The 12735-nt window shown below is 41.5% G+C and carries 8 protein-coding genes; 4 read left to right on the forward strand and 4 right to left on the reverse strand.

Annotated features, from left to right (window positions below; translation table 11 throughout):
- The first annotated feature begins 2 nt into the window (after positions 1 to 2).
- Positions 3 to 617 (forward strand): endonuclease, encoded by a 615-nt coding sequence (locus MHN81_RS21070; RefSeq protein ID WP_023401919.1) that lies wholly within the window; start codon positions 3 to 5, stop codon positions 615 to 617.
- Positions 618 to 1937, forward strand: a complete 1320-nt coding sequence (locus MHN81_RS21075; RefSeq protein ID WP_239426627.1) for a hypothetical protein — start codon at positions 618 to 620, stop codon at positions 1935 to 1937.
- 315 nt (positions 1938 to 2252) lie between these two features.
- Here MHN81_RS21075 and MHN81_RS21080 read toward each other — a convergent pair whose 3' ends face one another.
- Complete coding sequence (locus MHN81_RS21080; RefSeq protein ID WP_023401917.1) at positions 2253 to 2546, reverse strand: energy transducer TonB; 294 nt, start codon at positions 2544 to 2546, stop codon at positions 2253 to 2255.
- Between the two features lie 375 nt (positions 2547 to 2921).
- A complete protein-coding gene (locus tag MHN81_RS21085; protein WP_239426628.1) occupies positions 2922 to 6497 on the reverse strand; it encodes an amino acid adenylation domain-containing protein in 3576 nt (1191 codons plus the stop codon).
- 399 nt (positions 6498 to 6896) lie between these two features.
- Between MHN81_RS21085 and MHN81_RS21090 the strand changes: the two genes are divergently transcribed.
- Both MHN81_RS21090 and MHN81_RS21095 read left to right on the forward strand, forming a co-directional pair.
- Positions 6897 to 9245 carry a hypothetical protein gene (locus MHN81_RS21090; protein WP_239426629.1) on the forward strand — a complete coding sequence of 783 codons (2349 nt, stop codon included), beginning with the start codon at positions 6897 to 6899 and terminating at the stop codon, positions 9243 to 9245.
- A 499-nt stretch (positions 9246 to 9744) separates the two neighbouring features.
- A complete protein-coding gene (locus MHN81_RS21095) occupies positions 9745 to 10113 on the forward strand; it encodes a hypothetical protein (RefSeq protein ID WP_239426630.1) in 369 nt (122 codons plus the stop codon).
- Between the two features lie 697 nt (positions 10114 to 10810).
- Here the strand turns inward: MHN81_RS21095 and MHN81_RS21100 are convergent.
- Positions 10811 to 12061: a HAMP domain-containing sensor histidine kinase gene (locus tag MHN81_RS21100; protein WP_239426631.1), complete on the reverse strand. Its 1251-nt coding sequence runs from the start codon at positions 12059 to 12061 to the stop codon at positions 10811 to 10813.
- A complete protein-coding gene (locus MHN81_RS21105) occupies positions 12058 to 12726 on the reverse strand; it encodes a response regulator transcription factor (protein WP_239426632.1) in 669 nt (222 codons plus the stop codon). The genes MHN81_RS21100 and MHN81_RS21105 overlap by 4 nt, the downstream gene beginning before the upstream one ends.
- Positions 12727 to 12735 lie beyond the last annotated feature (9 nt).

Genomic DNA, 12735 nt, shown 5'->3' on the forward strand with positions numbered 1-12735 from the left:
TGATGAAACATATCTTTTTTTTATTAGCAGGGCTGGTAATGATCTCCCCGACTTTTGCTGATGAATCTGAGTATAAAAAAGTGCGCGACAAAGTTTTCTGGATAAAATTGTACAATCAGGATTATGAAACTTTCTATTGTGGTAAACCCAAAAAAGCAGGTGAAAAGGTAACACTTGAGCACATATATCCTGCAGCTTGGATTGCCGAGTCGTTAAAGTGCACATCACGCAAAAGTTGTAAACACGATAAATACCGTGAAGCGACATCAGACTTACATAATCTATGGCCCGCAGATAAACGCTATAAAACAAGCCGACAAAGCCTCCCCTTTGGTACGATCCCAGAAAATAATCCTTATTTTAAAAACGATAGCTGCGACTTTGAGCGCACATTGGGTAAGAAGGCAATTGTTGAGCCAAGAGACGAAATTAAAGGTCAAGTTGCACGCAGTTTGCTATACATGATCCACTACTATGACTTACCACATAAGGACATGTTGCCATTGCTCGTAAAGTGGCATACTGAATATCCACCAACTCCGGCAGAAATAGAAAGACAAGATCGCATTGAAGCAATTCAAGGTCGCACCAATGAGTTTGTAAAAGGAAATATTTAAATGTTTCAAGAGTTTCGAGACTTCCTAACCATAACGCTTGCCAAGCGGTTATCTAGCCCTTTTTTAGGTACTTTCATATTTACATGGGCTGTCGTGAATATAGATATGGTATTGCTGGTATTTTCCAATGTTCCTTGGGATGTACAACAAGCAAATATAACCAGTTACTATACTAAATTTGAATGGTATCGACTGGTACTTCCGTTATTGATAACCGGATTTTATGTCTTTATTTGGCCTTATTTGGACATGTATATCTTTAAATTTACCAAAGAGCTTAACTTTAAATTTAAAGAACTGCAGATCAAACTCGAAGGTGAACAACCAATATCGAAAGATGAGCTTGATACCCTTAGAGCCAGCCATAAAGCAGATAAAAAAGCTTATGATGCAGATATTGAAGCGCACGAAAAAACAATTAAGCAATTGAAAGATGAGGTAAAAGAGTTAGAGTCCCGGCCAACACAAGAAGCGTTCGATAAGTTAACTGCAGAGCGAGATTCTCGACCGACTCAAGAGGCCTTTAACAATATACAAGTGGAGCTTAAAGAGAGGCCCAGTATCAATGCGTATAATGATTTGAAAAATGAATACTCACAAGCAGCCGATGATGCAAAGGCCAATAAGTCAGGCTGGGATGAAGAGGTAAAATTACACGAAAACCTCAAACAAGAGAGAAAAAAAGAAAATGACCAGCTCTCGAAATTAATGGCGGAAGTCGAGCAACTCAAAAACAGCAATACCGAATTACAAAATAACCTTAAAGATTCTCAAATTGATTGGCTCAATACTGTTAATAATGAACTTAAGTCTGAAAAAGCAGCTTTCACAATAGACTTTGATGAATCTGGTGTACTCGTTTCAAAACCAACCCATGATGAGACCAATAGAGAAGATATACACTACAACTACTCATACAAACTGGACAGTGATTTAGTTAAACTAATCCTCTCTAAGAAGAAAACGGTACCTAAGCCAGAAATTAGGTTTACACAAAAAGACATCCCTGATCATATTTGGGAGTACTTTACCAATGTTCACTTTAATCGGCTTTCAAACACCTTACCAACTGACGGTGCGTTAATAGGTAGTAATCAGTTTGATTTTCAAATGAAAGAAGATCTTGATTCTTGGGACGCGTACAGTGTTCTTGAGCATTGGTATTCAACTGAGCAATCAAATGATCCTGCGCCCATGAAAAATAAAAGCACAATACAAAACAAATACAACTCTTCACTGGTGTCAAAAAATGTCAAAAAAGACAGAAACCACGAAAAATTGACTGATTCCAGTGACACAAAAAGCAAAGAAAGTGAATAATAAATTAATCAAGCAAATAGCTTAAGAGCAGATGACTTGCTTCACAATACTTACTCATTGTTAAATGTGTTGTGAAGCAATAACTTTAACCCCGATTTTTGACGTGCTATTTAGTTACGGTGACTAAACCAGAGCTATTTAATAGAGGTTAATTATCACCTCCTATTTTTTGATGTTCACTTAAAACCAGCAAAAACTGCCTTCATATTTATGGTGCGGCCCTTGTGTTTCATAGGTTAAATTAGACAAGCCAAAGCCGGTAGGTGCGATACTCTGGCTTCCCTCCGGCCTGAATAAACTTCTGAATCTAAACTTTTAATCTTTTTTTATTTTAAATTCGAGCTGAACTTTTTGATTTTCTTTTTTAGTTGGTACGCCATTTACCAATTTAGGCCTGTACTTCCACTTTTTTAGGGAGTTTATTGCTTCATTGTCAAAAAATCCCTCGTGGCTAGATTCTACGACCTCAATATTTTCAGTTTGGCCCTGCTCATTAATATCAAAAGACAAAATAACATAGCCATCTCCAATCGCTTGCTGTTGCTTATCGCTTGAACTAGCGCATGAGCATAAAATCAAAATTAACGACAATATCAAACTAACTTTCACTACGACCTCTTCTTTTATAACCCGCGCCGATGTAATCAACGCAATAAATGTTGGCTAACAATTTGCCACGAAAAAGCGCAAAATGCCAATTTACCACCGCAATAATAAATAATTTTTAATGCATTACTTTGCCCAACTTTTAAACTATTTTTTGAATGGGAGCGACTATCTTTAATTAACATAGTTTATGTTGAGATACCGCCTTAACGGCACGCGATAAATCTAATCAACAACATTAATTAGTCTATGTCGTTGACTGGGCTGATACGACCTACAGCGTGTAAACATGGGCCAAGATAGTTGCGCAATAGTCCTTTTAAATTGACGGTAGTATTATCGAGCACCACTTGACCCATTTATCACATCGGTAATTAACTAAACAAGCTCTGCTACTTCGCTATTTTGATGTGTAGTTACGCGATGGCTACTTTGCTCAATAAACCTTGCCATAAACCATACAAACGCTTCGGTCTGCCCTTTCAAAGTGCAGCCACTTTGGCACACAGCTTCAAGCAACCCCTGTACATCACCAGTGACTAGCGCCTGTAGTGCCTCTAGGCTTGTGATATGCAACTCACAATATGCTAAATCGCTCTTTTGATTGTACAAAATATGCACTTCCTTATTTTTTATCACCAAGGTAGCAGTGGGGTCATTTGAGTTAAGGCATATAGTAACAGTCAACTCAGGCAGCTGGTTTTCAGTGCTTCTTAGGTAAGCCTTAAGATAATAAACAAATCCATCTAGCCAGCGTTTTAAATTAGGTGCTGCTGTTACAAGCTCCTCTAGTGCTGTATTGCTGCTACTTTTTGCAAGCGCAGAAAAATGCGCATTGACTTCCTGTTCTGCTTCGATGAGTGCGTTAACTGTATAATCAATATCTTCATAGGTATGAGATGCCGAACAAATAAACCGCAAACGCCCACGCCCTTTTTCAACAATGGGATAGGTAACCGCCAAGGTTTGCACACCTCGTTGATACAAACTTTGAACAATGGCATATAACTTGTCTTTGTCTCCAAAGTGAGGCGTCACTATTGGCCCATCACCAGTGCCAAGATCAAAGCCTGCTTGCTTGAATTTATTACGCATATAACGAGTACGATCCCAAAGCTGCGCTCTCATCGCATCGTCACTTTGTAAAATACGCAGAGACGCAAGCGCAGCGGCAATATCCGCGGGACTAATTGATGCTTGAAAGATATAAGCTCTCGACGCTGACTTAAGCAGGTTTACGTGCTTTTCACTGGCTGCGATAACTCCCCCAATACTCCCCATCGCCTTGCTTAAAGTGGTCATAATAAAATCGACCTGATCGCTAACCCCCTGCTGTGCACAAACGCCAGCACCTCGTTCGCCGTAGAAACCAAATGAGTGAGCTTCATCGACCAGAACAAGTGCACCATGTTGCTTTGCCGTTTTTACTATTTCTGCAACAGGTGCAATGCCCTCTCCCATACTGTATACACTTTCTAATACGACTAAGGTGGTGCGATATGGAGATTGTTCCTGTTCTAAAACGCTTGCAAGGTCGTCTTTGTCATTGTGCTTAAACGTGCGGATAGTTGCGCCACTCAACCTAGCACCGTCAACAATAGAGGCATGACAAAGTTGATCTATCACAACTACGTCATTTGCTCCGAGGATCCCTGAAATTGCCCCCAGATTCGCTGTATACCCTGTTGGAAAAAGGCAGGCACTGTCTTTGCCTACGAGTTTGGCAAACTCTTTTTCGAACTCGACATGCTGACCTGTCATGCCTGTGGCAGCTGCCGATATCCCCATCCCGGTGCCATAAGTTTGCAGTGCATCAGAAGCTTGTGCGATAACCTGCGGGTCGCGATTAAACCCAAAATACAAGTTAGTCGACCAAATTATGGACTCTCGCTGCTCGTCATTGTAACTGTCACCAATAAGACCTCTAGACGCGCTGCCTGTGTGCAACACTTTACCATAAGGGTTACGGCGTAAACGGTTGACCATGCTCAATATTGCCTCAACTAACACGCTTTTATCGTCAATACTCCAGGCCTGTACACTCGCACAGCCAAATGTCGGATGGCTGGATTGCAATAAGGTTTGAAACTGGCTCAATGTTTCAACATCGGGTGTAGCCTCATTTACAGTCAACTGCGCTTGTGAACAACCTGCCAACAAATGATTTGCAAGTAATGCGGGTGTTGGAAAAGTTAAAATGATGGCAGGGGTTAAAGATGAACCAAGCGCGCTGTTTATTCTGCTTGCAAGCTCCATCAAACTTAACGAATCAACCCCTAAACTATCAAAGCTGTGATCCTGATTGATCAAGGTTAGATCAGCCACACCCAGTAATGCCGCAACCGCCTGTTGAATAAGTGAAACCGTCTTGGAAAATTGCCCATGATTTGCAGGTGAACTTTGAGCTAACTGGTGAGTTTGACTAGCATGCCTCACTTGAGCCAAATCGGGCAGCTTACTGCGATCTAATTTGTCATTGGGTAACAGTGGCAGTGCGTCCAAAGACATATAAAGTTGTGGCACCATGTAACTTGGTAATTGCTCTAAAAGCAACGACTTTAAATTCTCGTGGCTAGGCGCATCTTGTTGCTCTACTAAATATGCGACAAGTGATTTTTGCCCTGAATCACTCTCTACAGCACTCACAGCCGCAGCGCGAATAAATGGGAGTGACTCAATCTTGGATTCTATTTCACCAAGCTCAATTCTGAACCCACGGATCTTTACCTGTTGATCTATTCTCCCTAAAAACTCAATGTCACCGTCATCGTTCCAGCGGCATAAATCACCTGTTTTGTAGAGTCTTTGTTTAGGCAGGTGTTCGTCGACTTGTACTTCAACAAAGCGAGTTCGTGTTTGCTCATCATCATTCAAATACCCTCGTGCCAACTTATTACCACCAAGACACAACTCCCCTGCCATCCCCTTACTGACGGGCTGAAGCGTATCATCTAAGATGTAAGCAACAGAGCTTCCAACGGGTCGACCAATTGGGATTGTTTTTGCGCCCACGGCTATGTCTTTTAACGTTGAAAATATGGTGTCTTCAGTGGGACCGTACGCATTGACAACCCGTGGCCTTGGACTGAGACTGTGCACTTTGTCAACCAGCGCGGATTTGAGCGCTTCTCCTCCAAATACCACACATTCGATATTTTCTGGTAGCGGCCCACTATTGAGTATTGCCTGCATGGATGAGGGGACCATAACGCAGGCTTTGACTTTATTTGCACGAGGGAGTGATGTCAGTGCGAGTGCATTTTGTGCAAGAATAACGGTGCCACCCAAAGACAAAGTACCCAGAGTCTCCATCACAGATGTATCAAAACACACTGATGCCGCAGCCAATACTCCTGCTAATTCCTGCGGCCCAAACAAGTTACTTAACGCGTGGCTCATAGCCACAAGGTTTTGATGTTCAATCGCAACTCCCTTTGGGTTTCCTGTAGAACCCGAGGTGTAAATAACGTAGGCCAAATCATCGTATTTTGGACAATAATTAGGTTCAACACTTTGCTGGGATAGATCGAGCGAATCCAGACTAATGCAGGTTTTCACGTGTGTACAAAGTGCAGCGGTGTCACTGTTATCGACAATGGCAGCCTGTGCTTTGGAGTGAGACAACATATACTCTACACGGCTTTTTGGATAACTTGGATCAAGCGGGATGTATGCACAACCCGCCTTGTGTATGCCAATCATCGCAGCAATTAATTGCCACTTTCTCGACATACACACGGCAATGAGAGAGGCCTGCGGAATGCTCTGGGCTTCAATGGCAGCTGCGATTGTCCAAGCCGCAGACATAAGCTGTACATAGGAAATTTCTTCAGTCCCATCGATGATTGCGATACTGTTTGGGGCCTGTTGTGATTGCCGCTTGATAAGGGCATAAATCGTTTCATGCTCATCACTTACATTATGATCAGCCGCCTTATTAATTGCCTTGTGCATTTTACGTTTCCTTCTATGGTTTTTGTTATGGATTTAATTATTCTTAAACACGGCATAAAAGGTATCAGAAAGGTAAGTAAATTACGTTTAAGTTAAGTAGGTGTTTCTAATATATGTACTATGTACAATTCGATAGTAGTGCAACCACTGACAACTCATCACGACTGGTGGTTTAAACTGTTACCGAAGCAATTTAATTGCCTTTTCTTAGTATCCCTATAACTTGCTGTGGATTTGAATTGCGCGTAAAGCGGGCATGAACCTCCCCTGCAATATTCGACTCACACTAGCTTGCGTTTTTTCCCTTCAATCCTCAGAGTTCTCCCTGTGTATGCAGTTAGGCAAGTGTGTAAGCTCATGCTCTGTGACTATAGAGCCAACCAATAAAGGAGCGAACCGATGTCGAACAACCCTCTTCAAGGCAGGGCAAGTCCGAGTGACAACTCATCCGCAAGTCCCATCTCTGCCGTTAGGCAAATCGCCAAAGGCGCCTCGTCGGGGCAGTTGCTAGGCGAACAACTTTTGATCCGATACGGCAAAGCAAACAATATCGAAAAGCCGACTCAGATAACCCAGCAACAAATGCTGGACACCTTCGTCGTTACCGGACTGGACTTTGTAGGTCAGGCTTCTCATGGCTACGGCGCCAAAGGTGTCGGTGTGGGTATTGATTTCGGGGTAGATATTGGAAAAGCAGTGCTACCCGGATTTGCCACAGCGGATGCCAAAGTTAGTGTAAAAGCATCGGGTGCCAGCGAGGTGCTGGTCGCTCTCACTCGCCAACCCTGCGTGCGCGATGTCCACCCCATCTGTTTGATGACCGCAAAAGGCGAGCTATGGGAAATGGAGTTAGGTATCGGTGCTTCTATTGGTCTCAAAGCGTCCACTTCAATCGACACTTCGGGTCAATCGAGTAACATGATGACCAGTAAAGAAGAAAAAGAGACTCAAAAGCAACAGGCACAACAGCAATTTGGTACTTATGGCACCATGGCCTTAGAACAGATAGGCCTTGAAGCATCAGCCAATATTGGGGCTGAAGCAAATGCCAAGTATCACGGCGAATTAATGATGCTAAGAGACCCCTACCCCTCTTGGTATAACAGCGTGAGAGATCCGTCTCTTGAGGAGATTTTCTTTGATTTGGTCGACTATGGCAGCAAAACAGGCAGTAAATCTAGGATCAAACAATTCTTTGACCGTGAGAGCAAAACCATAGGTCCATTGTTTAAAGATTTGAGCTTCTGGCAAACCATTCAAAAGGCCATAACTGGCGGCAATATTCCGTTTGAACAACTGCTACTGAGTTTGTCCGATGCCAGTGCATGGCTCCTGCACATTCAAGCCATTAATGACCGTGGCGACAAACAAGAGATAATCACCACATTAGATGACTTGGCTCAGCAAATCGCAACCCAGCAGGAAAAGAATTGGATTGTGCGCCGATTTAATAAAACTGAAAAGCGCGAAATGAAAATGACTGCGTTGCAATATTTCGAACAGCAAGGCTTCAACTTATTGTTGCCCAGCAAAGGGCTTAGTGGCTTTGCCAGCTTGAACGATTGGGAAAATGCCATTACTTGGGTAAAACAAGCCCTTTCTTTGGACCCATCAAAGCTCAATGAGTTGCTCACAGAGGTTATTCACCACCAAAAAGTCGTCGCTTATTTCCAGAACAAATCCGATAAGTCTCCTCCACCAGCACCTGACTACGCGCTCAGACGCAATCGCCTAAGTTTCGTCAACCTGTGGGGCCATGCTGCTAGTGCTGGTGCTGGTGCCAAAATGGCACTCGCCGGCAAAGCCACGCCAGCGCTGTCACTTGCCACTACTGCGGGGGTTAGTGTCAATGGCGAGAAAAAATGGACCAGCTACCGCTTACAACAATTTGAAATCGCACCAACAGATAACGAAGAGCAGATCTGTGAGCGCATTTTTACTCAAGATAGCAGTATCACCTATTCTCAAGCTGCCATCACAGGCGAGGCAGCGCTAAAAATCTCTCTAGCAGGTTTAGATCCGGTGAAAAAAGTCTCCGGTAAAAAGGCTGAAACAACCAAAGATAAGGTCTTGGTTAATACTTTAGGTTATCAATCGGCACAATTTACTTGGCAGCCAGTGTTAAAAGCTGAAGAAGTCACATTGGAAAAAGGCACTGGGTTGACTTATGGCTATTCCATTACAGTAGCAAACCTAGAAAAAATCATCGCCAATGAGCCCGGTAGCGACAAGCTGCTTAATACACTTGCTGATCTGCTACATGTATCGACAACCGATTTAATGACCGCAATTACAGCGGGGCAATGGATCACACAAAGCAAGTTACCGGCTCCTGTACTCTTGTTAGAAAGCACTTTTGCAGTCGGTGAAGGCTCAAGCGCGCCAATTACCTGGGATAGCAATATCGAGCCGAAACTTTGCAAATATGCGCGCAGCCAACTTGTTGACCGTTCGAGCGCTGCGATAGCCGCCGATAAAGATCTCGATGCTAGCGAGAAAAAGTGCCTGCAAACCATTCGGATCCGCTATCGGATAGCTGACGCACTTGACGACAGTGCCACTTTCAAATTGGGAATTCCAATTGGGATTTTCAAGGTCGGTGTAGAACTCAATGCTGTTGCGCGAGCCGGGGCAAGCGGCATCGTCGACTTAAACACGCACTGGTTTGGCAAAGACTCAGATACTCTGAATCGTAAAACAACTTACCCAACCACAAGCGTGCCTGCAGCAATATTGCTACACCAGTAATAGCAGCCACAGAAAAGGGGCTATCCAATTCTTATTTTTTAAAAAGCGAATTGAACTGCTCCTTTTTTGATCACACCCAAGCGTAAAGTTCATCCTTCTTTTTATGGTTAAATGGTACAGGAGCCATTAGTGAAACTATGCTTAAACCTTTCAATAGCACTTTCTTTTTAACCGGATATAACGGTGTTTTAAAATTTACATAGGCTTGCTTCAAACCGCTGTGGCTCAATTAGATCGGGCATACCCTTTGCTAAAGTAATTATCCCTTCAACTTACGTAAAGACCAGATTTAAAATAACCATACATTTGAAAAACACAAGAAAGTGGAATTTAAATAACAAATTCATTAAACACAAAATAAATCCAACAAATAAAAACAATAATTAAAGGTGGTTACACCAAACAAAATATTAAACTACAATCCACCTAACCAAACATCAAGGCACATTTATTATATTAAATATAATAAACATATTCATTTTTATAAAGGATAACCCCAATGAAAAAACTAAGCGCTCTTTCACTTGTTGCTTTGCTTGCTACCGCATCTACATTTGCTAATGCGACAGCCAATAACACATACACTGCAAAAGGTTCACTAATTGAGTCAATCAGTAGTTATTCAAAGGAAGAAAGTATTTTCCCAGCATGGAGATCAATGACGCAATTAACTTTTTCTGGTGAACTTGTATGGACTTCAGGTGGTTGCCACAACAAGCATGTAGCGGTAAGAGATAGCGACCAAAACTTAATTCGTTTAGCTGAATTAGCATTTATTAATAACCGCCAAATTCGTGTATATGCCGATGCGACTGTGCCTAAACTAGACAATCAATACTGTGTATTAAGAGCTGTTACAATTATTTAAGCGATCTAGTCTGCACAAATAACTAGAGGTCTATTACCTCTGTAGCTGAGCCTTGTTAAAAAGACTCAGCTTTTAAATTACTTAAATTCCGCCATTGTACTATTTCCTTTTTCAGCACAATATCACCACATATCAAAGTAGATAAAAACACCCTACTGACCTTAATTGCCAGATTATGTAACAGCTAAACCTACTTAAAATAAATTGGATTTTAACATGTCATTGCAACTTTAACTTTATAATTTCCGGCCCGCTATGATTCTCTTAGAAAAGACAAAGTTTAAAAGTAGTGATGCCGTCACACCAAAAGTAAAGCTAAGTTTAAGCGATAACCCAAAATAAACAGCGGCAGAGTATACTGCTAGGTTAAATAGACCTGTACTATGGCTCATTATTAAAAACTGGCAAAATTTATGAAGCCTATCCGTGGCGGCTTGATTTTTAGCAATGAACGTAAAGTAAGTGTTGCCTATCCAATTGCAATAAATTGCAACACAAAAGCTTACCCACCTAGCGAAATAAGGGTTCTGAATATATTGAACTAGCCAATTAAATAAAGCGAAGTCTATGATAAAAACGACCCCACCTACTAAACAAAAACGAATAAACTGCACTTTCTAACCTACTAGAATATTTGACCTCTATTTGCTGAAAGTTACAGTATCATTGGTGACGTCTATAAAATGTCCTAAACTTTTTAGCAGCTGTTTGCTTCTCGAAACTTAACGCTCGCAGTACACCCTTTGTTGACATTATTGGTCAAGGAGAATTGCCATTGATATTTATTACAGATGTCATTCACTATTTTTAAGCCAACACCAAAGCCCTCGTCATTTCTAGGCTTTGAGCTCAACCCAACCCCATTATCAATCACTTTAATTTCTCTTTTCGAAACAAAGATATTCACTGTTCCACCTACGGTACAATTGAGCGCATTTTTAATTAAGTTTCCAAGTGCAGCAGAAAACAATTGATGACATGCATTTAGCTCAAATGGTTCCAGTAGCGTAATATTAAGATCAACATTATTGCTGTCTTTCAGCGAATTGAACTTATCACTCATCCCTTCTAGTAATTTGTTGTCTATCAAAACCATATCAGACTCTACTTGATCACGAGCTAGAAACAGAAAGGTTTGGACTAAAGACTCCATTTCTTCTATCGATTCACGAAGCAAGCCAACCTGTTTAAGTACTTTTTCATCGGTTGATTTATTCAGTATGCTAGCACTGCCTTTTATTACCATCATTGGCGTACGAAGTTCATGGCTGGCATAACGGGTGAATGACTTTTCTCTATCAAATGCGTGTGCAACCTTAGCGCGATATGTATTCATCGCCTCCTCCATTTGTAGCATTTCATCTGACAGCTTGCCATCTACTTTGATCGGTTCAAAATCTTCATCATCTTTAAGTTTTTTGGCAAGTTCGGTGACAGGTTTGCTAATTCGCCGCGCACTGTTAATAACATAGGCCGAAGCCAAAATTAGCAATACCACACCGCCGCCAAATACAGTTGCGGTCAGAATAATGACTTCTTCGTCTTCTAACTCTATTGCGTCAATATCCTCAACCGCATACATAACACGCTGACCTTCACCATGGCGAATTAATTTGCCCAGCACATTGAACTCTACATCCAAGTGCTCAATATGAAACGTCGAACTACCAAACCAATCCTTGGTTATGTTTTTTTGAAGTGACTCAGGTAAAACTGAATAATCCGTATATACAGTTAACAGAGGATTTATTTTAATTGACTTAGGCTCCGCATCTTTGTACTTAATAATGTAGTGTTCGCCAACGATAGCGAGCCGCTTCATACTATTATTATCTTCTGTCAAAGACGTACCAAAATAAAAGATCACCGCATAAAAAATGACAAGTAGGATTGCGCCAAACAAGTAAGTACGGATCAAAATGCCAGAAGTTGAATTATCGAGTTTCATTTGTTGAGCTTGTAGCCTATTTTAGGGATAGTTTCGATCAGATCTTTGTTATAGGGATTGTCTATTTTTTTACGAAGTTGGTATATATGCTTTCGCAACACATCTTGTTCTGGCAAGTCCTCCCCCCAAAGCTGAAACTCCATTTCTTCTCTGGTGACAACATTAGGGCTGCGTTCAACTAATAGTTTTAAGATTTTAAAGCTGATAGGAGAAAGTTTAATTTCATCTCCGTCTCGCCATACTTGATGGGTTGAAATATTCAGTTTTAACGAGCCTTGTACTAACTCTGTTTTAAAGCCTGTTCCTGAATATCTGCGCGTTAGGCTAAGAATTCTCGCTTCGAGCAATTCTATATTGAAAGGTTTCACGAGGTAGTCATCAGCACCATGGTGAAACCCTTGTAACATATCCTCATCAGTATCTCTTGCAGTCAACATGATAACCGGTGTGTTAATACCTAATTCTCTGAGTGATTTGCAAATATCTAAACCATTCATACCTGGTAACATTAAATCTATTACAATGCAGTCATAATGATTGGACTTTGCTAACTCCAAGCCCAAGATACCTGTTGCGGCATGATCTAATGCAACCTCAGAGCCTTCAAAGTAGTCAAAAATCACTTCTGCAATATTTTTGGAATCTTCTACCAAGAGTACTTGCACATCGGGCTC

Source organism: Pseudoalteromonas sp. Of7M-16, from assembly GCF_022347805.1.
Lineage (GTDB): Bacteria > Pseudomonadota > Gammaproteobacteria > Enterobacterales > Alteromonadaceae > Pseudoalteromonas > Pseudoalteromonas luteoviolacea_F.

Coding starts and splice junctions, on each gene's coding strand:
- MHN81_RS21085 (WP_239426628.1), bottom strand. CDS start 6,497: ATGCACAAGGCAATTAATAAGGCGGCTGATCATAATGTAAGTGATGAG.
- MHN81_RS21100 (WP_239426631.1), bottom strand. CDS start 12,061: ATGAAACTCGATAATTCAACTTCTGGCATTTTGATCCGTACTTACTTG.
- MHN81_RS21070 (WP_023401919.1), top strand. CDS start 3: ATGAAACATATCTTTTTTTTATTAGCAGGGCTGGTAATGATCTCCCCG.
- MHN81_RS21095 (WP_239426630.1), top strand. CDS start 9,745: ATGAAAAAACTAAGCGCTCTTTCACTTGTTGCTTTGCTTGCTACCGCA.
- MHN81_RS21075 (WP_239426627.1), top strand. CDS start 618: ATGTTTCAAGAGTTTCGAGACTTCCTAACCATAACGCTTGCCAAGCGG.
- MHN81_RS21090 (WP_239426629.1), top strand. CDS start 6,897: ATGTCGAACAACCCTCTTCAAGGCAGGGCAAGTCCGAGTGACAACTCA.